This window comes from Sulfitobacter sp. TMED3, assembly GCF_002167505.1.
GTDB classification, from domain to species: Bacteria; Pseudomonadota; Alphaproteobacteria; order Rhodobacterales; family Rhodobacteraceae; genus Sulfitobacter; species Sulfitobacter pontiacus.
In genome coordinates, this window is record NZ_NHBI01000009.1 from 36,921 (window position 1) to 59,799 (window position 22,879).

Below are 22,879 nucleotides of genomic sequence, written 5' to 3' on the forward strand. Positions count from 1 at the left end.
CCCATGCGGAAATTCTATATCGCAGGGCATCGTGGCATGGTCGGCGGGGCGATCTTGCGGCAGTTGCAGGCGCGCAAGGATGCTGGGGAGGCGTTGGAACTGGTGACGCGGACCCGTGCGGAACTGGACCTGACCGATCAGGCAGCGGTGCGCGACTTTATGCGTTCTGAGGCACCGGATGTGGTTATCCTCGCCGCGGCCAAGGTTGGCGGGATCATGGCGAACAACACATATCCTGCTGAGTTTATTTACGAAAACCTGATGATCGAATGTAATGTGATCCATCAGGCGTTCGCGGCGGGGGTTCAACGGCTGCTGCAACTGGGCAGCTCTTGCATCTATCCGCGCGACGCGGCGCAGCCGATGGCCGAGAATGCCCTGCTGACCGGCCCGCTTGAGCCCACGAACGAGCCCTACGCCATCGCCAAGATCGCGGGCATTAAACTTTGCGAAAGCTATAACCGGCAATATGGCGTGGATTATCGCAGTGTGATGCCAACGAATCTCTATGGGCCGGGGGATAATTTTCATCCGCAGAACAGCCATGTTTTGCCCGCCCTGATCCGTCGTTTCCACCAGGCCACGCGCGACGGGGCGGCGGAGGTCGTGATTTGGGGCAGCGGCAAACCGATGCGGGAATTCCTGCATGTGGACGATATGGCGGAAGCGTCGCTGTTTGTGCTCGACCTGCCGCGTGATGTTTACGCTGCGCAGACGCACCCGATGCAAAGCCATATCAACGTGGGCACGGGCCGCGACATCAGCATCGCGGCGCTGGCGCAGATGGTGGCGGAGGTGACGGGGTTCAAAGGGCGGCTGGTGTTCGATACGTCGAAGCCAGACGGGACGATGCGCAAGCTGATGGATGTCTCGCGTTTGGCGGATATGGGCTGGCGCGCGCGGATCGATCTGAAAGACGGGCTTCGGGAGACATATGATTGGTTTTTGCGACAGGATCACCTGCGCACCTAAATCTAAAGCATTTGATTAATCTCTCGTTAGAATTTTTCAGATTAACTGCCTCTCATGATGCACGCTATTCTCCTTTGCGGCGGGTCGGGCACACGTCTTTGGCCCCTGTCGCGCAAATGCTACCCCAAACAGTTTGCCAAGCTGATGGGGGATGAAAGCCTGTTCCAGATTTCGGCCAAGCGTCTGACCGGCCCCGGATTCGCCCCCCCGATTGTGGTGACTGGCGACCCGTTCCGGTTCATCGTGACCGAGCAACTGGCGCAGGTGGAACGGGCGGCGCAGGCGATCCTGATCGAACCGGAGGGGCGCAATACCGCCCCTGCGATCCTTGCCGCGGCGCTGTATATTGCGCGCACTGACGCGCAAGCGCTGATGCTGGTCGCGCCGTCGGACCATGTGATTCCCGACTGCGACGCTTTTGCCCAGACCGTGCAAGCCGCGGTGCCGCGCGCGCAGGCCGGTGATCTTGTGACCTTTGGCATCACGCCTACGCGGGCCGAAACGGGCTATGGCTATCTTGAGCTGGCCGAGGGGGCGGACGCGCGCGCCAATACCCCGCAACCCCTTGCGCGCTTTGTCGAAAAGCCGGATCGCGCACAGGCGCAGGGGATGCTGCAGGCGGGGAATTTCCTGTGGAACGCCGGGATCTTCCTGTTCACGGCGCAGACGATTATTGACGCCTATCAGACCCACGCGCCCGAGATGCTGCACGCGGTGCGCGCATCGCTTGACGGGGCGACCTCTGATCTGGGGCTGACCCGTCTCGCGCCCGAGGCTTGGGGGCAAGCCGATGATATCTCTATCGATTATGCAATCATGGAGAAGGCGGACAACCTCGCGGTGATGCCTTTCGCCGCCGGATGGTCCGACCTGGGCGGTTGGGATGCGGTCTGGCTGGAAAGCGGGCCTGACGCGGCGGGGAATGTCTGTTCTGACAATGCCACGGCGATTGATTGCGCGGGCACGCTGCTGCGGTCCGAAACCGACGGATTGCAGCTGGTCGGCATCGGTTTGGACAATATCATCGCCGTCGCCATGGGCGATGCGGTGCTGGTGGCGGATAAATCGCAAGCGCAGCGGGTGAAGGAAGCGGTTGAGGCGCTCAAAAGGCGGGACGCCAGCCAAGCGGTGCAGCTGCCGCGTGATTACCGGCCGTGGGGGTGGTACGAAAGCCTTGTAATCGGCGGGCGGTTTCAGGTGAAACGCATCGTGGTAAACCCCGGTGCAGCCCTGAGCCTACAAAGCCATCACCACCGGTCGGAACATTGGATCGTGGTCGAAGGCACCGCGAAAGTGACCGTGGACGACACCGTGCAACTGATCAGCGAGAACCAGTCGGTCTACATCCCGCTTGGCTCCGTGCACCGGATGGAGAACCCGGGAAAACTGCCCATGGTGCTGATCGAGGTGCAGACCGGCAGCTATTTTGGCGAGGATGATATTATCCGCTACGAGGATGTCTATGCGCGGGGGTAAGGCTTCGTCTGTCCTGACAACGAAAAAAGCGCCCCCCTTCAGGGGCGCTTTCGCTGTTTCAGGCTTTGCGTCGGATCAGCTGCGCGACAGGACGCTGGCGGGGCGCGCTTTGGCCAGACCGCTGGTGATAAACCCTGCAAGCACTGCTTTGATCAAGTCACCGGGGATGAACACGGTCACCAGCGCGGCGGATTCCAGCAGCGATTTATCCAGCGCGATCGACAGGCCGATGATCCCGAAGATATAGAGCACGACGATCCCGCCGATGACCGAGGCAACCGCCGCAACGATGGTCAGCGAGGGCCCGTACCATTTTTCGACGATCAGGCCGGTGACAAAGGCCGCCACGGGGAACCCGATCAAAAAGCCGGAGGACGGCAGCATGAACGCACCCAGCCCACCGTTGCCACCGGCCAGAAGCGGCAGCCCCAAAGCGACCAGCAGCAAGAAGAGCAGCACGGCCAGCGCGCCGCGTTTGGCCCCCAGCACGGTCCCGCAAAGCATGATGCCCAAGCTTTGCGCCGTGATCGGCACGCCAAAACCAAGCGAGAATTTCGGGATCAACGCAAGTGCTGCAATCAGGGCAGCGAACAGCGCAACGAGGGTCAGGTTACGTTCCATAACAAAGGGTCCTTTGCGTAAATTTGACGGCATGTATCCCCGCGATCACAAAATTAAGCAAGCGTCGTGATCGTGACCAAAGGTCAGCGCTGGCGTTATGCAACCGGTGCGGCACGGGCCAGCAGGGCGGACACGTCCAGATGGGTTTCCATATGGTCGGCCAGCGCGTCGAGCGTATCTTCCACGGTCTGACTGTAGGAGGTCGGCCCTGCCCCCAGCCCCAGTTGCGCCAACCACGCGCTGCGGAAACTGTCGTTGGTAAAGAGCCCGTGCAGATAGGTGCCGGTGATCTTGCCATCGCGCGACCCTGCCCCGTCGGGGGTGCCGTTGATATGCGCAAAGGGCATGGCGCAATCGGCCCCCACCGTCTGCCCGATGTGGATTTCATAGCCGTCGATCTGCGTGCCCGTTGCGGCATGGTCGGCGGTGACGCGGGTCAGGGTCTTGTCCGGAGCCATGCGGGTTTCGACATCCAGCAGGCCCAGCCCCTCTTCGCGGCCCGCGGGCCCCTCGAAGCCCTGCGGATCCTCGATAAACCGGCCCAGCATCTGGTAGCCGCCGCAGATCCCCAGCACCGCGCCGCCGCGCCGCACATGAGCATAAAGGTCGATGTCCCAGCCTTGGGCGCGCAGGAAAGCCAGATCGCCGCGGGTGGATTTCGTGCCCGGCAGGATCACAAGATCGGCGTCCGCGGGCAGCGGCGTGCCGGGGGGGACCATGGTCAGCCGCACCGAAGCCTCCGCCGCCAGCGGGTCGAGGTCGTCGAAGTTCGAGATGCGCGAGAGCATGGGACAGACGATATGGAAACCGCCGTCGGAGGGGGCGCGCGACAGGTCTACCGCGTCTTCGGCGGGCAGCAGATGCGCGTTGGCAAACCACGGCAATGTGCCGAACCCCGTCCAGCCGGTGCGGCGTTCAATCTCGCGGTAGCCGTCGTCAAAAAGGCTGACATCGCCGCGGAACTTGTTGACCAGAAAACCGGTGATCATCGCCGCGTCCTGCGGGTCCATCACCACTTGGGTGCCGACGATCTGGGCGATGACGCCGCCACGGTTGATGTCTCCGGCCAATACAACGGGTACACCTGCGGCGCGGGCAAAGCCCATATTGGCAAGGTCGTTCTGGCGCAGGTTCACCTCTGCCGGGCTGCCGGCGCCTTCGACGATGATCAGATCGGCGCTTTGCCCGAGGATTCCGAAGCTTTCGAGCACGGGGGTCATCAGCCCTGCGCGGGCCTTGCTGAAGTCACGCGCTTGCAGGGTGCTATGGCGCTGCCCCTGCACGATCACCTGTGATCCGCTGTCGGTTTCGGGCTTCAGCAGGATGGGGTTCATATGCACCGACAGGGGCCGCCCGCAGGCCATCGCTTGCAGAGCTTGGGCGCGGCCGATCTCTCCGCCGTCCTCGGTGACGGCGGCGTTGTTCGACATGTTCTGCGGCTTGAACGGCGCGACGGAAAGCCCCCGACGCGTGGCCGCGCGGCACAGGCCCGCCACCAGCATGGATTTCCCCACATTCGATCCGGTGCCCTGGATCATGATGGCGCGGGTGGGCATGGCGGGACCTCGTGTTTTTTGTGCAGCCCTTGGTGTCAGCCTGCGGTGATCCCGTCAAGCATCCGCGGGTGCCCCCTGCGCATTGGTCGCCCGCGGGAAAATCGGCGCAAAGCGGATTTGGCCCCTGCGTTATGACAGGCGCAGCTTGACAGAGGCGGGCAAATGACCAATGCAGGGCGTATGTTGGTTCCTGTCCCAGACAGGCGAAGAGGGAACGCGATACGCATTGATCCAACCTTGGGTCAGCGCCAAGCGCAGCCGCCCCCGCGACCGTGACCGGAGAGAGCTTTCAACCACTGGCCCAAAGGCTGGGAAGGTGAAGGTTCGCAAGGCAAGCTGCCTTAGATCCGCAAGCCGGGAGACCTGCCAGCATAGTTTGTAACGGGCGAACGGGGTGTTTCGCGACTGGCCTAGAACGCTGTTCGCATGTCGTTCGCTGCTGGCGATCCCCCTTGGCCCATCGACGTATGAGGCAAGATATGACCACCACGGATCAACCGGTCACCGTCACCATCTGCACCACCTGTCGCGCAGGTCAGATCACCGCCGAGGACGCGCCGCGCCCCGGGCAACAGCTGTTTGACGCGCTGTCGGGGCATCTGCCCGACGGTGTGCAGCTGCGCGGAGCCGAATGTCTGTCGGCCTGTTCGCGGGGCTGTTCGATGGTCCTGTCGGGTGGCCCGTCGCGCTGGACCTATGTGTATGGCGATCTCGACACTGACGCGCATTTGTCCGATATCGTGAAGGGCGTCTCTGCCTATGCCCAGACCTCTGATGGCGTGGTGCCCTGGCGCGAACGCCCCGTGGTCTTCCGCAAACAATCCATCGCCCGCATTCCCCCACAGGAGCCTACCGAATGACCAACCTTACCAAAATCCCCGTTACCGTGATCACCGGCTTTCTGGGCGCTGGCAAAACCACCTTTATCCGTCACCTGATGGAGAACGCGGGCTCCAAGCGTCTGGCCGTGCTGGTCAATGAATTCGGCACCGCCGGTGTGGATGGCGACATCCTGAAATCCTGCGCGATTGACAATTGCCCCGCCGAGAACATCGTCGAGCTGGCGAACGGCTGTATCTGCTGCACCGTGGCCGATGACTTCATCCCCACCATCGAAGCCCTGATGGCCCTGCCCGAAACGCCTGATCATATCCTGATCGAGACGTCGGGGCTGGCGCTGCCGAAACCTTTGCTCAAGGCGTTTGACTGGCCTGCGATCCGGTCGCGCATCACCGTGGACGGCGTGATCACCCTCGCCGATGCCGAAGCCGTGGTCAGCGGGCAGTTCGCCCCCGATCTGGAGGCCGTGGCCGCGCAGCGCGATGCCGATGACAGTCTGGACCATGAAACGCCTTTGTCCGAAGTCTTCGAGGACCAGATCGCCTGCGCCGACATCGTGCTGCTGTCCAAGGCTGATCTGGCAGGCCCCGANGGCGTCGAGGCTGCGCGCAAGGTGATCGAGGCGCATGCGCCACGCAAGCTGCCGATCATTCCGATGACCGAAGGCGTGATNGACCCNCGCGTTGTGCTGGGTCTGGAAGCCGCCGCCGAGGATGACATCGACGCGCGCCCCAGCCACCACGACGGGCATGANGATCACGANCATGACGACTTTGAAAGCGTGGTGATCGACATGGGCGAGGTCGCCGATGTCGCCACGCTTGAGGCCGCCGTGTTGCGCTTGGCGCGCGAGCAGAAAATCCTGCGCGTCAAAGGCTATATCGCCGTTCAGGACAAACCGATGCGTCTGCTGGTGCAGGCCGTGGGCGAGCGTGTGCGCAGCCAGTTCGACCGCCCTTGGGGGGACATGCCGCGCCGCAGCCAGCTGGTTGTGATCGCAGAGCATGATCACGTGAACGAAGCCGCGATCCGCGCGGTGCTGGAGAGCTAAGCCGCCATGCATGTCGTCTTTCGCGAAAGCCACGGACTGGACCAAAGCGATCTGCCCCAAGACCTGGGGCAGACGCCGGCGGATCTGGTGGTCCTGTCCTTTTCGGACAGTGATCTGGGGGCTTTTGCGGCGGGCTGGCATCGTGCGGAAGGGGGCTTGCCGTCGTTGCGGCTGGCCAATCTGGTCGCGCTGAAACATCCTTTGTCTGTCGATACCTATGCCGAACAGACCCTTGCGGGGGCCAAGGCGGTATTGGTGCGGCTGATCGGGGGCGAAAGCTATTGGCCTTACGGGCTGGCGACCTTGCAGGATATGGCGCGCAAACAGCAGATCGCGCTGGCGGTACTGCCTGCGGACGGCCAACCGGACCCGCGGCTCGACGCGCTTTCGACGCTGCCGCATTCGACGTTAAGACGCTTGCAACATCTGTGCGATACGGGCGGCGCGGTGGCTGCGCAGGCGGCACTGGCGCAGCTGTCGCTGGCCGCGGGGCTTTACGCGGGGCCGGCCAAAGGGGCCAAGACCGTGCCCGAGGCGGGGTTCTACCGCCCCCACATCGGTGTGGTCCCCGCGCCGGAACCCTCCGACAAGCCGCGCGCGATTGTGACCTTCTACCGGTCCTATCTGACGGCTGCCGATACCGATCCTGTGGATGCGCTGATCACCGCGCTTGAGGCCCGTGGCTTTGACGCCGTGGGGCTCTTCGCGCCCAGCCTCAAGGGGGACACCGCGCCGTGGATCGCGCAGCAGATCGCCCGGCTTGATCCGGCGGTGATCGTGAACGCCACCGCTTTCTCCGCCCAGCGCGGGCCGGATGAACCATCTGTTCTGGGCGCATCAGATTGCCCCGTGGTGCAGGTCGCCTTATCGACCGCGCGTCGGCGCGATTGGGCGGGATCAGAGCGCGGGCTGTCGCCTACCGATCTGGCGATGCATGTCGTGTTGCCCGAGGTGGATGGNCGTCTGTTNGGCGGTGTCGTCAGCTTTAAACAGCCCGGCAAACGGGACGAGGCGCTGCAATACAGCCGTTTCGCCCATCGCGCCGACGCGAACCGCGTGGACTTCATCGCCGATCGCGTGCAGCGCTTGCACCAGCTACGGGTGCAGGACAACGCGTCAAAGTCTGTGGGGGTGGTGCTGTCCACCTACCCCGGCAAAGACTGGAACATGGCCCATGCGCTGGGGTTGGATGCGCTGGCATCGTTGCGGGAGATGACAGCGCAACTGGCGGCACAGGGCTATGACGTGGATGCGGGGGACTTTAACGATACGCAAACGGTTGCCAGCCGTCTTGGCACCGAAACGCTCCGCTGGCCGCTGGCAGAGTATGAGGCCGCGCTTGCAAAGCTGCCACAGGCGTTGCGCGATGACCTGACCGAAAGCTGGGGCGCGCCGCAGGATGATCCGCTGTTTCACGACGGGGCGTTCTGTTTTCCGGCGCTGCGCAGTGGCAAGCTGCTGATCGCCTTGCAACCCGAACGCGGGGCGCTGGCCGAACGGGATGATGACTATCACGACCTGAGCCGCACGCCGCGCCCGGGCTATGTCGCCTTCTATCTGTGGCTGCAACAGCAGGCGGATGCGATGGTGCATGTCGGGGCCCATGGCACGCTGGAATGGCTGCCGGGCAAATCCGTCGCCCTGTCTGACGCCTGTTGGCCCGAGGCGCTGATTGGCCCGATGCCGGTGATCTATCCCTTTATTGTCAATGACCCCGGTGAGGCCGCGCAGGCCAAACGCCGTATCGGGGCCGTGACCGTGGGCCATATGCCGCCCCCTTTGGTGACATCGAAGCTGCCCGAAGACTTTGGCCGGTTGGAACGGCTGCTGGATGAATACTCGACCGCGGACGGGCTGGACCCTGCGCGGCGCGACCGGCTGATCGCGGACATCCGCACCGAAGCGCAGGGCCGCGGGGTTGAACAGGACCTCGGCCTTGATGCCAGCGCCAGCGCGGCAGAGGCGCTGACCCGCATCGACCGCTTCGTCTGCGACATCAAGGAAACGCAATATGGCGACGGGCTGCATGTCTTTGGCGCAGGCGACCATGGGACGGGCGAGATCGACGGGCTGATCGCTGCGCTGTCTGCGCGGTTTGTGCCCCCCGGCCCGTCGGGGTCACCCTATCGCGGGCGCAGTGATGTACGGCCCACGGGGCGCAACCTGTTTACCACCGATCCACGGGCTGTGCCCTCGCGCGCGGCCTATACCCAAGGGGTGAAGCTGGCCGAGGAATTGTTGCGCAAGCATTTGCAGGATCACGGCGACTGGCCCAAGGGGTTGGTCATGGACATGTGGGGCTCTGCCACCATCCGCACGGCGGGCGAGGAGTTTGCCATGGCGCTGCATCTGGCGGGTCTGTCCCCCCGCTGGGATGACGGCAGCGACCGTGTGAACGGGTTCGACATTCTGCCGCTTGCGCTGTTGAACCGTCCGCGCATTGACGTGACCCTGCGGGTATCCGGCCTGTTCCGCGATATGTTCCCCGGTCTGGCGCAGCTGTTCGAGACGGCAATTGCCAAGCTGGCCGAGCGTCCCGAAACGGCGGCCGATAACCCTTATCTGGTGCAGACTCCCCGTGTCTTTGGCCCGCGCCCGGGATCCTATGGCTTGGGGATCGGCACCGCGATGGACGACTATTCCGACGAAGCGCGCACGGCGGCGGGCGAGGCATGGCTGGCTGCGTCGTCCTACGCGATCGACGCGCGCGGAGAGATCACCTATGCCCGCGACGCGCTCGAGGCGCAGCTGACGCGGGCCGATAGCTTCGTCCACCTGCAAGACCTGCCCGAGACCGATCTGCTGATGGCAGAGGATTACGCCGCCCATGAAGCCGGCTTTGCCGCCGCGATGCAGCGTTTGGGCAAGGGCGGGGCCGCCGCGCTGTATCATCTGGACGCCACCCGCCCCGACCAGCCTCGTGCCCGCACCCTGACCGAGGAACTTGCCCGTGTGGTGCGCGCCCGTGCCGCCAACCCCGATTGGGCCACCGGCATGATGGCGCATGGTTTCCGCGGTGCCGCCGAGATTGCCGCGACGCTGGATCACCTTGCCGCCTTTGCGCATCTGGCGGGCGTCGTGCCGGACCATCTGTTCGACGCCATGTTCGACGCCACGCTGGGGCGCGATGATCTGGTCGACTTTATGCAGGACGCCAACCCGCAAGCGCTTGCCGCATTGCGCGCGCGGTTTGATGCGTTGCACCGGGCGGGGCTTTGGACATCGCGCCGCAACTCTGTCCTTGCCGAATTGGGCACCCCCGCATGAGCGCGCCGCAGGTCTTTGGCTGGTGCCCCGGTGCACTGCGGCCGATGATGTCCGGTGACGGGCTGGTGGTGCGGCTGCGTGTCCCGATGGGACGGCTGAGCCCCGAACAAATTCGCCACGTTGCCACGCTGGCGCGCACCTATGGCAATGGCATGATCGACCTGTCGGCCCGCGCGAACCTGCAACTGCGCGGGGTGACAACTGATAGCCATGCCGCGCTGATCGACGGGCTGCGCGAGATTGGCCTTGTCGATGCCGATCTGGCGGCAGAGGCGCGGCGCAATATCACTGTGACGCCGTTCTGGCAGGATGGCGACGACAGCCAACGCGTTGCACAAACACTGGCCCGTGCGCTTTCCAATCATGGCGCACCCGACCTGCCCAGCAAGTTCGGCTTTGCTATCGATTGCGGAGAGCGGCCTGTGCTGACGCGCACCTCTGCCGATATCCGCGTCGAACACAGCGCCGCTGGCCTGATCTGCCGGGCGGACGGGGCTGGGATGGGCCAACCGGTCACAGTGGATACAGCCGCAGATGCTGCGCTGGCGCTGGCGCGATGGTTTCTCGACACCGGTGGCGTGACAGACGGACGGGGTCGCATGGCGGCGCATATCGCCACGCAAGGCGCACCCGAGGCGGCTGATACGCCGCCCCTGCCCGCCGTGGCACCGCCTGAACCGAGTGTGACCGCCCATGGCACGCTTCTCGGGTTTGCCTTTGGCCAGACCACGGCGGAAAGCTTTGCGCAGCTGGCAGAGCTTGGTGCGCTGCGGCTGACCCCTTGGCGCATGGTGTTGATCGAAGGGGCCGCGATCACGGAGCCGCTGCCCGATTTCATCACCGACGCCCGCGATCCGCGCCGCCGTGTGCAGGTCTGCACCGGTGCCCCCGGTTGCCGTCAGGCCCTGTCGGACACACGCGATGCCGCCCGCGCCATTGCCGCGCATCTGTCGCCAGACAGCGACGACACGATCCATATCTCGGGCTGTGCCAAAGGCTGCGCCCATCCCGCCCCTGCCCCCGTTACGCTGACCGCCAGCCATGACGGGCATTTCACCCTCATCCGCCACGGGCGCGCGGGCGACCCGCCGCAAAGCGCGCCCCTGACAGTGACCCAAATTCAAGACAGGAGGCTTTGAGTGCCCCACACCTACGAGACCAACGGTGCCGCGATCTATCTGGAGAGCTTTGCCACCATCCGCGCCGAGGCCGATCTGGCGCGGTTCACCCCCGATGAAGAACGTGTCGCCGTTCGGATGATCCACGCCGCCGGTCTGGTCGGGCTGGAAAAGCACGTACAGTTTTCTGAAAACATGGCGCAGATTGCGCGGGCGGCGCTGGCAGACGGCGCGCCAATCCTGTGTGATGCGCATATGGTGTCCGAAGGGATCACCCGCACGCGCCTGCCCGCTGACAATCAGATCATCTGCACCCTGCGCGACCCCAAGGTGCCAGAGATGGCGCAGCAGATGGGCAACACGCGCTCTGCCGCAGCGCTTGAACTGTGGCGGCCGCATCTGGCGGGGGCTTTGGTGGCCATCGGCAACGCGCCCACGGCGCTGTTCCACCTGCTTAATATGCTCGAAGATCCCGACTGCCCGCGCCCTGCGGCCATCATCGGCTGCCCTGTCGGCTTTGTCGGCGCGGCTGAATCGAAAGAGGCGCTGATGCAGGATTTGCCGGTGCCCTCGATGATCGTGCAGGGGCGTTTGGGCGGTTCGGCGATTACAGTGGCGGCGGTGAACGCGCTGGCCACGTGGAAGGAATAACGATGGGCAAGGTCATTTGCATCGGGCTTGGCCCCGGCGATCCCGAANTGATGAGCGTCAAGGCGCATCGCNTGCTAACTGGCGCGCAGCACGTCGCGTTTTTCCGCAANCCCGGACGGCGCGGACAGGCCCGCACCATCGTGGACGGCATCATGGCCGAGACAGCGGTGGAACATGCGATGGAATACCCCGTCACNACAGANATCCACTTNAGCGATCCNGANTANAACCGTCTNCTGTCGGCCTTCTACGACGATTGGGCTGACCGTTTGACCGACCTTGCGCAGANNGAAGATGTNATCGTGCTNTGTGAAGGGGATCCGTTCTTTTACGGGTCNTTCATGCATCTGCACAGCCGCCTTCAGGGCCGCGCCGAGGTCGAGATCGTGCCCGGCATCACNGGCATGTCNGGCTGCTGGACNGCNACGGGGCATCCGATCACCTGGGGCGATGATGTGCTGACCGTGCTCATGGCGACGCTGGACGAGGAAGAGCTGGCCACGCGGGCCGCCAATACCGATGCGCTGGTGGTGATGAAGATCGGGCGCAACCTTGATAAGTTGAAGCGCGCACTGACCAAGGCGGGCCGCTTGCAAGACGCATGGCTGGTCGAGAAAGGCACGATGGCGGGGCAGACGGTGCAAAAGCTGACGGAAGTCCCGGCCGAAGTGCCCTATTTCTCGATCGCGATCGTGCATGGTCAGGGACGGCGGCCATGACCGGCTGGGTGCGCGTTGTCGGCCTTGGCCCCGGAGACGAGGCGCTGGTCACGCCAGAGGTGCGCGCCACCGTGGACGAGGCGACCGATATTGTCGGCTACATCCCCTATGTGCGCCGGATTGCTCCGCGCGACGGGCTGACCCTGCATGAAAGCGACAACCGGGTAGAGCTGGACCGCGCCGCACATGCGCTTGAAATGGCGGCAACGGGGCGGCGTGTTGTGGTGGTGTCTTCGGGCGATCCGGGGGTCTTTGCCATGGCCTCTGCCCTGTTCGAGGCGTTGGAGAAAGGCCCGAACGACTGGCTGGCAATCGATATAGGCGTCCTGCCCGGCATCACCGCGATGCTCGCGGCGGCGGCGCGGTTGGGGGCACCGCTGGGGCATGATTTCTGCGCGATCAACCTGTCGGACAATCTGAAGCCCTGGTCGCTGATCGAAAAACGGCTGCGGCTGGCGGGGGAAGCAGGGTTCGCCATGGCGTTCTACAACCCGCGCTCTGCTTCGCGGCCGCATCAGTTCGCCACCGCGCTTGATATTCTGCGCGAGGCCTGCGGGCCGGAGACCTTGATCTCTTTCGCGCGCAACGTCAGCCATCCGGACGAGACATTGCGCACCGTCACGCTGGCCGAAGCGACGCCGGAGATGGCCGATATGCGCACGGTTGTGATTGTCGGTAACGCAGACACCCGCCGTGTCGGGCCCCATATCTACACGCCACGGTCCGTCGTATGATCAAGCCACGCCAGGATATCGTCGAGCCGCGCAAATGTGGTGCGAGGCGGCACCGCGGGGCGCTGGATCATCAGCACCCGCAGCCCCAGTTCGCGCGCGGCGATAAGCTTGGCCTCGGCCCCCGTGCCGCCGGCGTTCTTGGCGATGATCAACTTGGTCCCGTGGTCGCGCAGCAGGGCGATGTCTCCGGCCACGTCGAACGGTCCGCGGGCGAGGGTCACGGTCGTATGCGGCAAGGGCAGCGGCGCGGCGGGCTGGTCCACCAACCGCAACAGATAGTGGTGTTGGGGATGGTCGGCAAAGACGGACAGCGCCTGCTTGCCGATGGCCAGAAAGACCCGCGTCGGCACCTGCGGCAGCGCGGCGGCGGCGGCTTCGATACTTGGCAGATGGGTCCAATTGTCACCGGCAGTCTCGGACCACGGGGCACGCTCAAAAGCGGCCCGCGGGCTGCCTGCCTGCGTGCTGGCGGCATGGGCGTTACGGCTCATCTGCGCGGCGAAGGGATGGGTCGCGTCGATCACGCGGGTGATGTGGTTCTGCGCAATAAACGCCAGCAATCCGGCCACGCCGCCAAAGCCNCCTACGCGGGTGGGCAAGGGCTGCGCCACGGGGGCNGCCGTGCGTCCGGCATAGCTGAACAGCGCATCATCGCCACGGTCGGCCAGCGCGCGCGCGAGGTTNGACGCCTCTGTCGTGCCGCCAAGAATGAGGGTGCGCGTCATGGCTGATCCTGTTGCTGCCTGGGTGACCNTGATNGGTCTGGGCGAAGATGGCCTTGCTGGGCTGACCGATGCAAGCCGAAAGGCGCTGGCAGANGCNGANGTGATCTTTGGCGGGGCGCGGCATCTGGCGCTTTGTGNCGCGGGNGCGCGGGGGCGCGAATGGCCGTTGCCGTTCAGNGTAGAGCCGGTGNTNGAANATCGCGGGCGTGCGGTTGTGGTGCTCGCCTCGGGTGATCCGTTCTGGCACGGCGTGGGCGGTTCGCTGGCGCAGGTGCTGGACCCGTCGGAATGGCGCTGCTTTCCCGCGCCGTCCTGCATGACGCTNGCNGCNGCGCGGCTTGGCTGGCGGTTGGAGGAGGTCACGACCCTTGGCCTGCATGCNGCCCCGTTNGANGTGTTGCTGCCCCATCTGGCNGNNGGNGCGCNGCTGATCTGCACGTTGCGCGATGGANCNGCCCCTNCGNCGCTGGCAGNNTATCTGACCGCGCAGGGTTTCGGCGCGTCCCNCCTGACGGTGATGGAGGCGCTTGGCGGTCCGCGTGAAATCCTGCGTGAGGCCGATGCTGCGACGTTTGACCTGAGCGACATCGCCGCCCCTGTGGTGGTGGCGATTGCGGTGTCGGGGGGGGCTGGGATCAGCCACGCGCCCGGACGGGACGCGGCGCTATTTGCCCATGACAGCCAGATCACCAAATCACCCATGCGCGCGTTGACGCTGGCCGCGCTGGCCCCCCGCGCGGGGGAGTTGCTGTGGGATGTGGGGGGCGGGTCGGGCTCTGTCTCTGTTGAATGGTGTCTGGCCGCGCCGCACGCGCAGTCCATTGCAATCGAGCCGCGCGAAAGCCGGTGTGAAAACATCACCGAGAACGCCCGCCGCTTTGGTCTGGCGGGTCGGATGCGCTGCGTGCAGGGCACGGCCCCCGATGCGCTGGCCGATCTGCCCCTGCCCGCTGCGGTTTTTCTGGGGGGTGGCGCGTCAGAGGATGTATTGCAGGCGATCTGGCACAGGATCACGCCGGGCACGCGGCTGGTGGCGAATGCGGTGGCGCTTGAAACCCAAGCCTTGCTGATCCGCTGGCATGGGATGCACGGCGGGCAATTGCTGCGGATCGACTTGGCGCAGGCGGCCCCGTTGGGGACCATGCAGGGCTGGCACCCCAGCCGCCCGCAACTGCAATGGAGCGTGACCCGATGATCGTCGCGGGCATAGGATTGCGCGCAGATGCGACCGAGGCGGATTTGCACGCGGCTCTTGCGCTGACGCGGCGCAGGCCGGACACGCTCGCGACCCTCGCGATCAAGGTAACACCGGCGCTGCGGCGTTTTGCCGACAGTCTGGGATTGCCGCTGATCGAACTGTCGGAAGCCGATATCGCAGACATCCCGACGCGTACCGTGTCGCCGCGCGTGCAAGCGCGGTTCGGGACCGGATCACTTGCCGAGGCCGCCGCATTGCGCGTTGCCGGTCGCGGTGCCAAATTGACGACCTTGCGTGTGACCAGCCCCAATGGCATGGCCACCGTAGCTATCGCGGAAGGAATTGCCCCATGACTGTTCACTTTATCGGCGCGGGCCCCGGTGCCCCTGATCTGCTGACCCTGCGGGGGCGCGACCTGATCGCGGCCTGCCCTGTGTGTCTTTATGCCGGATCGCTGGTCCCGTCAGAGCTGCTGTCCTACTGCCCTGAGGATGCGAAGATCGTGAACACCGCGTCGCTGTCGCTGGACGAGATCATGGCAGAGATCAAGGCCGCCGATGATGCGGGGCAGGATGTGGCGCGGCTTCATTCGGGTGATCTGTCGGTCTGGTCCGCCATGGGCGAGCAGTTGCGCCGCTTGCGCGAGCTGGACATTGATTATGACATTACCCCCGGCGTGCCCGCCTTTGCTGCTGCCGCCGCCGCTTTGGGGAACGAGCTGACGCTGCCCGGTGTGGCGCAGTCGCTTGTTCTCACGCGGACCTCGGGTCGGGCGTCGGCCATGCCCGAGGGCGAAACGCTCGAGAATTTTGCCGCCACGGGTGCCACGCTGGCGATCCACCTGTCGGTGCATGTGCTGGATGATGTGGTCGCGCGGCTCACCCCTCATTATGGAGAGGACTGCCCCGTCGCCATCGTCTGGCGCGCCAGCTGGCCGGATCAACGGGTGGTGCGGGCGACCTTGGGCAGCGTGATTGACGCCACCGACGGCGAACGCGGGCGCACGGCGCTGATCCTTGTGGGCCGCGCCTTGACGGCAGAGGAGTTCCGCGAAAGCTGTCTATACGCTGGCGATTACGACCGCCGCTTCCGCCCCGTCGGCACAGAGCCGCGCTTTCCCGAGGGCACAGAATGATAGAGACAACGCAACTGCCCAAGGGCCTGATGATTTCGGCCCCGGCGTCGGGCACGGGCAAGACCACCTTGATGCTGGGCCTGTTGAACGCGCTCAGCCGGCGCGGCGTTGACGTGCGCCCGTTCAAGAGCGGGCCGGATTACATCGACCCCGGCTTCCACCGCGCGGCTTGCGGGCGGTCGTCCTATAATATCGACAGCTGGGCCATGGGGTCGGGCGTGTTGTGCAATCTGATCGGCACCGCCCATGGCGGTGATCTGGCTCTGATCGAAGGGTCGATGGGGCTGTTCGACGGCGTGGCGCAACCGGGGGAAACCTCGAACGGGGCGAGCGCCGATATCTCTGCCATGACGGGCTGGCCGGTGGTTTTGCTGCTGGATGTATCGGGTCAGGCGCAATCGGCTGCGGCCACCGCCCTTGGGTTCAAGACGATGCGCCCGGATGTGCATGTCGCGGGTGTGGTGCTGAACAAGGTCGCCAGCCCCCGCCACGAGGCGCTGCTGCGTCTCGGGATGGAGCAGGTCGGCATCCCCGTTCTGGGCGCGCTGCCCCGACAGGGATCGGTCACGCTGCCGGAACGCCACTTGGGTCTGGTGCAGGCCGAGGAGCAGCCCGAGCTGATGAAGCTGCTGGATGCGGCGGGAGATTTCATCGCGCAGCATATCGACCTTGATCTGATCGTCTCTGCCGCCCAAGGGCGCAGTATCCCCGACGGGCCAGATGTCTTGCCTCCGCCCCCCGGTCAACGGATCGCTTTGGCGAAGGATGCCGCGTTCTCGTTCATCTATCCGCATTTGCTGGACCACTGGATCGCCGCGGGTGCGCAGGTGTTGCCCTTCTCGCCGCTGGCGGATGAGGCACCGGACGACAGCGCCGACATCTGCTGGCTGCCCGGTGGCTATCCCGAACTGCATGCCGGACGCCTTGCCGCTGCCGCGCAGTTCCGCGACAGCCTGCAACAATTCGCCGCGACGCGCCCGGTGCATGGGGAATGCGGGGGCTATATGGCGATGGGGGCCGGATTGGTCGACAAGGAAGGCGTGCGGCACCAGATGGCGGGGCTGCTGGGGCTGGAAACCAGCTATGAGAAGCGCAAGATGCATCTGGGCTACCGGCTTGCCACGCTGAACGAACCCGGCCCCGGCTATGACGCGGGCGCGCGGTTGCGNGGNCATGAATTCCACTATTCTACCATCCTGTCGCAACCAGATACGCCGCTGGCGCGGGTGGTCGATGCCAATGGGGCCGAAGTGCCCGAGACAGGCTCGCGCCGGGGCCATGCGACGGGCACCTTCTTTCACCTGATTGCGGGGGCGTCATGAGCGGCTTTGTCTCTTTCGTCTCCTCCGGACCGGGTGATCCCGAACTGCTGACCGTGAAAGCGGTAAAGCGGTTGCAAGAGGCCGAAGTCGTTCTGTTCGACGATCTGTCGGCGGGTCCGATCCTTGAACATGTCTCGCCCGAGGCGGATCTGATCGGGGTNGGCAAACGCGCCGGACGGCTGTCTCCGAAGCAGGATCACGTGAGCCGNNTGCTGGTCGAACACGCATTGACCGGCGCGCGGGTGGTGCGGCTNAAAAGCGGGGACGCGGGCGTGTTTGGCCGGCTTGAAGAAGAGCTGACCGCGCTGAAAGCGGCAGGCGTCGCCTTCGAGATCATCCCCGGTGTGACGGCAGCGTCTTCGGCGGCGGCGGCAGCGATGATCCCACTGACCCGGCGGCTGACCGCGCGGCGGGTGCAATTCATCACCGGCCACGGCGAATCGGGTGCCTTGCCCGAAGATCTGAACATGGCGGCGCTGGCCGACCCTACGGCGACCACGGTCGTCTACATGGGCCGNCGCACCTTTGCGGGNTTCGCCGCGCGGCTGATCGAGGCGGGCTTGCCCCCCTCGACCCCNGCCCTGCTGGCAGAGGCGGTATCGACCCCCGATCAAAAGCTGAGCCGCCACACCGTGGAAAGCCTTGCCCATCTGCCGCTGGATCCCGCAACGTCAGCGCCTGCGCTGATCCTTTACGGGCCGTTGACCGAATAGATGACTTGACAAAACCNGCCCGAAAATGACCACCTATTCCGGACGGTTCCCCGTGCGCCTTCGGGCAATCGGGGTGAAAAGGGAATACGGTGCGGNGCCAAAGCAAAGGTGCCNAATCCGGAACTGCCCCCGCACCTGTAAGTGAAGAGCAACCCGCATTGCCACTGGGCCACACCGCCTGGGAAGGCGCGGCACGCATGGACGCACAAAGTCAGGAGACCTGCCGTCATGGGGATGATCCCCGATCCAACTGGCTGCCCCCCGGGGCGGCTTTCACATTATGCCGTCGGGGAAGACGGTAAGGAGACCTGAATATGCATATCGAACCCGAAGTCGTGACCGGCGCCAAGCTGGTCCTGTCCTATGGCACCGCCGCCGGTGCTGCGGCCTATACCGCGAAAACCGCNATGGACTCTGTCCGTGANAAAGGCGTCGTGCCTTTTGCGGGCGGGGCCATGGTGGCCACCGCGCTGACCTTTGTCTTTTTTCAGGTCTTCCCGCATTTCCCCGTGGGCGTGAGCGAAGTGCACCTGATCCTCGGGTCGACCCTGTTCCTGCTGTTCGGNGTGGCNCCTGCGGCTGCNGGTCTGGCGCTTGGTCTGCTGGCGCAGGGCNTGTTCTTTGCCCCCATCGACCTGCCGCAATACACGATGAACGTCACCACGCTGCTNGTGCCNTTGTTCATGGTCTCGGCGCTGGCCAAACGCATCATCGCGCCCAACACCGCCTATGTTGATCTGACCTATGTTCAAGCGCTCAAGCTGTCGACCGCGTTTCAGGCGGGCGTTGTNGGCTGGGTGGCGTTCTGGGCCATCTACGGTCAGGGCTTTGCCGCCAGCAACATCGCCGCTGTGGCNAGCTTTGGCGGGGCCTATATGATGGTCATCCTGATCGAGCCGCTGGTGGATCTGGCCGTGCTCGCCGCCGCGAAAACCCTGCGCGATTTCGCGGGCAGCGCGCTGTTCACCAAGCGTCTGACACAGACTGCCGCTGAATAATCCAAGACCCGACGCGGCCCCTACTCTGCGGGCCGCGTCACCCCCTGCCGGAGCCTCAAGATGTTTACGCTTTCACTGATCGGCATCGGGTCCGGCAATCCCAAACACCTGACATTACAAGCCATCGANGCNCTGAATGCCTGCGATGTGATCCTGATNCCGTCCAAGGGCGCNGGCAANGATGATCTGGCNGGCCTGCGGCACGAGATTTGCGCCCAGGTGCTGCGGTCGGNCGGGCCTGANATTCACGAATTCACCCTGCCCAAACGCGACGCCGCCAACCCTGATTATCACGCGGGCGTCCACGATTGGCATGATGCCATTGCGCAGNTCTGGCTGGCCGAGATGCAGCGCACCCTGCCCNAAGGCGGCCGTGTCGGTTTCCTCGTCTGGGGGGATCCGTCGCTGTATGACAGCACCCTGCGCATTGCGGAGCGGTTGCAAAAGGNCGTCACACTCACCGTCGATGTCGTGCCGGGGATNACCTCNCTTCAGGTACTGACGGCGGGCCATGCGATCCCGCTGAACACCATCGGCAATCCCGTCACGATCACCACCGGNCGGCAGCTNCGCGATCATGGCTGGCCNCAGGGNGTGGATACGATTGCCGTCATGCTGGACGGCACCTGCGCCTTCGAGGTGTTGCGGCAGCACAGNGACGTNCACATCTGGTGGACCGCCTATGCCGGCATGCCGAACGAGCGTCGCATCGCAGGCCCGCTGGATCAGGTCTGCGACCGCATCATCGCAACACGGGCAGAGGCACGCGCCGCCCATGGCTGGATCATGGATATCTACCTGCTGCGCCGGTAGACACGCGCGCTACAGCTTTTCGAGCCGTTGCAAGATCGGGCANTCGGGGCGGTCATCGCCAGCGCATTCATGCACCAGATGNGTCAAGGTCTGACGAATATCTTGTAGGTCCGCGATCTTGCTTTCGATCTGCGCCANATGTTGCTGGGCNATGGCACGGACATCGGCGCTGGCGCGATCCTGATTATCCCAAAGCGCNANCAGGTCGCGGCAATTCTCGATCGTGAAGCCCAAGGCCCGCGCACGGCCCAGAAACGTCAGCTTGTGCACGTCGCTNTCGCAAAAGCTGCGATACCCGTTGGTGTCACGCGCNGGCGTGATCANNCCGATGTCTTCGTAGTAGCGGATGGTCTTGGCAGGCAGACCTGCGCTTTTCGACACGTCACCGATGTTCATGGACGTCTCCTTTCGTTGAATTAGGCGGTTGCTGCGGCGGCGATCCACCGCAGGCGCAGGGCGTTGAACAGGACAAAGACGCTCGACAAAGCCATGGCGGCGGCGGCAAGNACGGGCGACAGCAGCACGCCGAACAGCGGATAGAGCACACCGGCTGCAACGGGGATCAGCAGCGCGTTATAGCCAAAGGCCCAGAAGAGGTTCTGGCGAATATTGCGCATGGTGTGCTGGCTGATGTGCAGGGCGTTCACCACCCCTTGCAGATCGCCCGACATCAGCACCACGTCGGCCGCTTCGATNGCGACATCCGTNCCGGTACCGATGGCGATACCCACGTCGACCCCCGCCAGCGCGGGCGCATCATTGATCCCGTCCCCGACAAAGGCGACCTTGTGGCCCGCNTGTTGCAGGTCCTCCAGCGCGGCGACCTTGCCGTCGGGCAGCACTTCGGCGACCACGGTATCGATCCCCAAACGGTCGGCAATCGCCTGNGCCGTCGCCTTGTTGTCACCGGTGATCATGGCGATTTTCAGCCCCGCTTNGTGCAGTGCCTCCANCGCTTGGGGCGTCGTTTCCTTGATNGGGTCGGCGACGCCGATCATCGCGACAAGCNCCCCATCCACGGCNGCGAAAAGCGGTGTCTTGCCCTCAGCCCCCCATGCTGCCGACCGCCCCTCTGCCGCGGCGAGAGAGACCCCTTCGGCNTCCATGAAACGGTCCGCCCCGACAAGCACGCGACGCCCCTCGACCTCGGCGNGTACACCGTGGCCGGTTTGCGAGGNAAAAGAGGTCACCGCTGCCAGCGACAGCCCCTGTGTTTCGGCATGGCGCAGGATGGCGCTGGCAATCGGGTGCTCTGACTGCGCCTCGACCGACGCGACGAGCCGCAACGCATCGGCCTGCGACCAGCCGTTGAAGACATCCAGATCCGTCACCTCGGGCCGACCGGCGGTNAGCGTGCCGGTTTTATCAAGCGCGATGGTATCGACCTCGGCCAAGACCTGCAGCGCGTCNCCCTTGCGGAACAGCACGCCCATCTCGGCNCCNCGNCCCGTGCCCACCATGATAGAGGTCGGCGTGGCCAGCCCCATCGCACAGGGGCAGGCGATGATCAGCACCGCGACGCTTGCCACCAGAGCGTGCCCCAAGGACGGCTGCGGCCCGAACGCCAGCCAGACAAGGAAGGTGGCCGCGGCAATCGCCATGACGACGGGCACGAACCACATGGTGATGCGGTTGACCATATCCTGCACCGGCAGCTTTGCGCCTTGGGCGTCCTCGACCATGCGCACGATCTGCGACAGGGTCGTGTCCGCGCCGACATGGGTCGCGCGGTAGACCAGCGCGCCGGTGCCATTCACCGTCCCCCCGACCACACGCGTGTCGGGCAGCTTTTCGACGGGCACGGGTTCGCCGGTGATCATGCTTTCATCGACATAGGAACTGCCACGTGTCACGGTCCCGTCGACCGCGATCTTTTCACCGGGGCGCGCATGGATCAGATCGCCGACGGTGATCGCGTCGATCGCAACCTCTGACACGTTGCCGTCCCGCTCTACCCGCGCGGTTTTGGGGCGCAGCCCGACCAGCTTGCGGATCGCTTGCCCTGTCTGGCCCTTGGCCCGCGCCTCTAGCGTGCGCCCCAGCAGGATCAGCGTGACGATCATCGCGGCGGCTTCGAAATAGACCGCTTGCGCACCGGCGGGCAGCAACTGTGGCAAGAACAGCGCCACGGTGGAAAAGCCCCATGCCGCCGTGGCCCCCAGAAACACCAGAGAGTTCATGTCAGGCGTGCGTTTCAACAGCGCTGGCACGCCGGTGACAAAAAAGCGCCGCCCGGGCCATGCCAGAACGATGGTGGTCAGCACGAACTGGATCGACCAGCTCAGCTGCTGCCCCAGCGTCGACATCACCCAATGGTGGAACGCGGGGATCATATGGCCGCCCATCTCGAGCACAAACACCGGCAGGGTCAGCGCCGCGGCGAGCAGCGTCATACGTTTAAGATGCGCGGCTTCTTCAACCTTGCGGTCCGGCGCGGGGGAAGATGCGGTGTCTGTCACAGGGGTGGCGGGGTAGCCCGCGGCTTGCGCAGCCTGCACAATGGCGGCATCCGGCTCTGCGGTAAGCGACTGCACCACAGCCTCTTCCCGGGCGAGGTTGACGCTGACATCGACCACACCCGGCACGGCCGCCAAGGCGCGTTCGACCCGCCCGACGCAGGATGCACAGGACATGTTTTCAATGGTATAGCGCCGCGTTTGCACGGTGGCGGGGTAGCCGGCGGTCGCAAGTGCGGCGACGGCGTCCTTGGGGTCGAAACCCGATGCCACCTGCAGCGACGCCGTTTCCGAGGCGAGGTTCACGCGGGCGTCCTGCACACCCTCCACGCGTCCAAGCGCGGTCTCGACCCGCCCCACGCAAGAGGCGCAATTCATACCGCCAATGCCAAAATTTATCGCAACTACATCGCCCATCAGCCGTCTCCTTGGGGTGTCTTGCCCCTCAGATAGAGCTTCTAGTTAATGGAAGGTCAAGCGGTGATATGGATTTTATTCTATTTCGCTGCAGATT

The 22,879-nt window shown here is 64.7% G+C and carries 21 protein-coding genes and 2 riboswitches; of the genes, 16 read left to right on the forward strand and 5 right to left on the reverse strand.

Going from position 1 to position 22,879, the window contains the following annotated elements; genetic code table 11:
- Positions 1 to 3: 3 nt before the first annotated feature.
- Both fcl and CBB63_RS03355 read left to right on the forward strand, forming a co-directional pair.
- Positions 4 to 972, forward strand: coding sequence for a GDP-L-fucose synthase (fcl, locus tag CBB63_RS03350; RefSeq protein WP_286698146.1), 969 nt, complete (start codon positions 4 to 6; stop codon positions 970 to 972).
- A gap of 54 nt (positions 973 to 1,026) precedes the next feature.
- Positions 1,027 to 2,448, forward strand: coding sequence for a mannose-1-phosphate guanylyltransferase/mannose-6-phosphate isomerase (locus CBB63_RS03355; protein WP_286698147.1), 1,422 nt, complete (start codon positions 1,027 to 1,029; stop codon positions 2,446 to 2,448).
- A gap of 75 nt (positions 2,449 to 2,523) precedes the next feature.
- Here CBB63_RS03355 and CBB63_RS03360 read toward each other — a convergent pair whose 3' ends face one another.
- Complete coding sequence (locus CBB63_RS03360) at positions 2,524 to 3,069, reverse strand: biotin transporter BioY (RefSeq protein WP_009825393.1); 546 nt, start codon at positions 3,067 to 3,069, stop codon at positions 2,524 to 2,526.
- A gap of 95 nt (positions 3,070 to 3,164) precedes the next feature.
- Positions 3,165 to 4,625: a cobyric acid synthase gene (locus CBB63_RS03365; RefSeq protein ID WP_286698148.1), complete on the reverse strand. Its 1,461-nt coding sequence runs from the start codon at positions 4,623 to 4,625 to the stop codon at positions 3,165 to 3,167.
- 167 nt (positions 4,626 to 4,792) lie between these two features.
- Positions 4,793 to 5,010, forward strand: a riboswitch (cobalamin riboswitch).
- 94 nt (positions 5,011 to 5,104) lie between these two features.
- Between CBB63_RS03365 and CBB63_RS03370 the strand changes: the two genes are divergently transcribed.
- From CBB63_RS03370 to cobJ, 7 genes are all read left to right on the forward strand, one after another.
- Positions 5,105 to 5,485, forward strand: coding sequence for a DUF1636 family protein (locus CBB63_RS03370; RefSeq protein ID WP_005850076.1), 381 nt, complete (start codon positions 5,105 to 5,107; stop codon positions 5,483 to 5,485).
- Entirely contained in the window at positions 5,482 to 6,516 is a 1,035-nt protein-coding gene (gene cobW, locus CBB63_RS03375) for a cobalamin biosynthesis protein CobW (protein WP_286698149.1), read from the forward strand. The genes CBB63_RS03370 and cobW overlap by 4 nt, the downstream gene beginning before the upstream one ends.
- 6 nt (positions 6,517 to 6,522) lie before the next feature.
- Positions 6,523 to 9,783 (forward strand): cobaltochelatase subunit CobN, encoded by a 3,261-nt coding sequence (gene cobN, locus CBB63_RS03380; RefSeq protein ID WP_286698150.1) that lies wholly within the window; start codon positions 6,523 to 6,525, stop codon positions 9,781 to 9,783.
- The gene (gene cobG, locus CBB63_RS03385; RefSeq protein ID WP_286698151.1) at positions 9,780 to 10,922 is read left to right on the forward strand and encodes a precorrin-3B synthase; all 1,143 of its coding nucleotides are present in this window, start codon (positions 9,780 to 9,782) and stop codon (positions 10,920 to 10,922) included. Before cobN ends, cobG begins: the two co-directional genes overlap by 4 nt.
- Positions 10,923 to 11,552 carry a precorrin-8X methylmutase gene (locus tag CBB63_RS03390; RefSeq protein ID WP_093731659.1) on the forward strand — a complete coding sequence of 210 codons (630 nt, stop codon included), beginning with the start codon at positions 10,923 to 10,925 and terminating at the stop codon, positions 11,550 to 11,552.
- A 2-nt stretch (positions 11,553 to 11,554) separates the two neighbouring features.
- A complete protein-coding gene (gene cobI / locus CBB63_RS03395) occupies positions 11,555 to 12,271 on the forward strand; it encodes a precorrin-2 C(20)-methyltransferase (protein WP_286698152.1) in 717 nt (238 codons plus the stop codon).
- Positions 12,268 to 13,005 (forward strand): precorrin-3B C(17)-methyltransferase, encoded by a 738-nt coding sequence (gene cobJ, locus CBB63_RS03400; RefSeq protein WP_286698153.1) that lies wholly within the window; start codon positions 12,268 to 12,270, stop codon positions 13,003 to 13,005. Before cobI ends, cobJ begins: the two co-directional genes overlap by 4 nt.
- On the opposite strand, the gene CBB63_RS03405 is transcribed toward cobJ, so the two are convergent.
- Positions 12,981 to 13,730 (reverse strand): cobalt-precorrin-6A reductase, encoded by a 750-nt coding sequence (locus CBB63_RS03405; protein WP_286698154.1) that lies wholly within the window; start codon positions 13,728 to 13,730, stop codon positions 12,981 to 12,983. The two genes, cobJ and CBB63_RS03405, sit on opposite strands and share 25 nt — an antisense overlap.
- Between CBB63_RS03405 and cbiE the strand changes: the two genes are divergently transcribed.
- From cbiE to cobF, 7 genes are all read left to right on the forward strand, one after another.
- A complete protein-coding gene (cbiE, locus tag CBB63_RS03410; protein WP_286698155.1) occupies positions 13,729 to 14,925 on the forward strand; it encodes a precorrin-6y C5,15-methyltransferase (decarboxylating) subunit CbiE in 1,197 nt (398 codons plus the stop codon). The genes CBB63_RS03405 and cbiE overlap by 2 nt on opposite strands.
- Positions 14,922 to 15,281 carry a cobalamin biosynthesis protein gene (locus tag CBB63_RS03415; RefSeq protein WP_005850087.1) on the forward strand — a complete coding sequence of 120 codons (360 nt, stop codon included), beginning with the start codon at positions 14,922 to 14,924 and terminating at the stop codon, positions 15,279 to 15,281. The genes cbiE and CBB63_RS03415 overlap by 4 nt, the downstream gene beginning before the upstream one ends.
- Positions 15,278 to 16,063 carry a precorrin-4 C(11)-methyltransferase gene (gene cobM / locus CBB63_RS03420; protein ID WP_243250741.1) on the forward strand — a complete coding sequence of 262 codons (786 nt, stop codon included), beginning with the start codon at positions 15,278 to 15,280 and terminating at the stop codon, positions 16,061 to 16,063. Before CBB63_RS03415 ends, cobM begins: the two co-directional genes overlap by 4 nt.
- Positions 16,060 to 17,385, forward strand: coding sequence for a cobyrinic acid a,c-diamide synthase CobB (locus CBB63_RS03425; protein WP_286698156.1), 1,326 nt, complete (start codon positions 16,060 to 16,062; stop codon positions 17,383 to 17,385). Before cobM ends, CBB63_RS03425 begins: the two co-directional genes overlap by 4 nt.
- Positions 17,382 to 18,098 (forward strand): uroporphyrinogen-III C-methyltransferase, encoded by a 717-nt coding sequence (gene cobA / locus CBB63_RS03430; protein ID WP_286698157.1) that lies wholly within the window; start codon positions 17,382 to 17,384, stop codon positions 18,096 to 18,098. Before CBB63_RS03425 ends, cobA begins: the two co-directional genes overlap by 4 nt.
- A gap of 28 nt (positions 18,099 to 18,126) precedes the next feature.
- Positions 18,127 to 18,340: riboswitch (cobalamin riboswitch) on the forward strand.
- Positions 18,341 to 18,412: 72 nt separating this feature from the next.
- Positions 18,413 to 19,096, forward strand: coding sequence for an energy-coupling factor ABC transporter permease (locus CBB63_RS03435; RefSeq protein ID WP_286698158.1), 684 nt, complete (start codon positions 18,413 to 18,415; stop codon positions 19,094 to 19,096).
- Positions 19,097 to 19,156: 60 nt separating this feature from the next.
- A complete protein-coding gene (cobF, locus tag CBB63_RS03440; RefSeq protein WP_286698159.1) occupies positions 19,157 to 19,909 on the forward strand; it encodes a precorrin-6A synthase (deacetylating) in 753 nt (250 codons plus the stop codon).
- A 9-nt stretch (positions 19,910 to 19,918) separates the two neighbouring features.
- Here cobF and cueR read toward each other — a convergent pair whose 3' ends face one another.
- A complete protein-coding gene (gene cueR / locus CBB63_RS03445; RefSeq protein WP_286698160.1) occupies positions 19,919 to 20,305 on the reverse strand; it encodes a Cu(I)-responsive transcriptional regulator in 387 nt (128 codons plus the stop codon).
- 20 nt (positions 20,306 to 20,325) lie between these two features.
- Entirely contained in the window at positions 20,326 to 22,782 is a 2,457-nt protein-coding gene (locus CBB63_RS03450) for a heavy metal translocating P-type ATPase (RefSeq protein WP_286698161.1), read from the reverse strand.
- Positions 22,783 to 22,879 lie beyond the last annotated feature (97 nt).

Coding starts and splice junctions, on each gene's coding strand:
- CBB63_RS03370 (WP_005850076.1), top strand. CDS start 5,105: ATGACCACCACGGATCAACCGGTCACCGTCACCATCTGCACCACCTGT.
- fcl (WP_286698146.1), top strand. CDS start 4: ATGCGGAAATTCTATATCGCAGGGCATCGTGGCATGGTCGGCGGGGCG.
- cobG (WP_286698151.1), top strand. CDS start 9,780: ATGAGCGCGCCGCAGGTCTTTGGCTGGTGCCCCGGTGCACTGCGGCCG.
- CBB63_RS03365 (WP_286698148.1), bottom strand. CDS start 4,625: ATGCCCACCCGCGCCATCATGATCCAGGGCACCGGATCGAATGTGGGG.
- cobJ (WP_286698153.1), top strand. CDS start 12,268: ATGACCGGCTGGGTGCGCGTTGTCGGCCTTGGCCCCGGAGACGAGGCG.
- CBB63_RS03355 (WP_286698147.1), top strand. CDS start 1,027: ATGATGCACGCTATTCTCCTTTGCGGCGGGTCGGGCACACGTCTTTGG.
- cobM (WP_243250741.1), top strand. CDS start 15,278: ATGACTGTTCACTTTATCGGCGCGGGCCCCGGTGCCCCTGATCTGCTG.
- CBB63_RS03415 (WP_005850087.1), top strand. CDS start 14,922: ATGATCGTCGCGGGCATAGGATTGCGCGCAGATGCGACCGAGGCGGAT.
- CBB63_RS03360 (WP_009825393.1), bottom strand. CDS start 3,069: ATGGAACGTAACCTGACCCTCGTTGCGCTGTTCGCTGCCCTGATTGCA.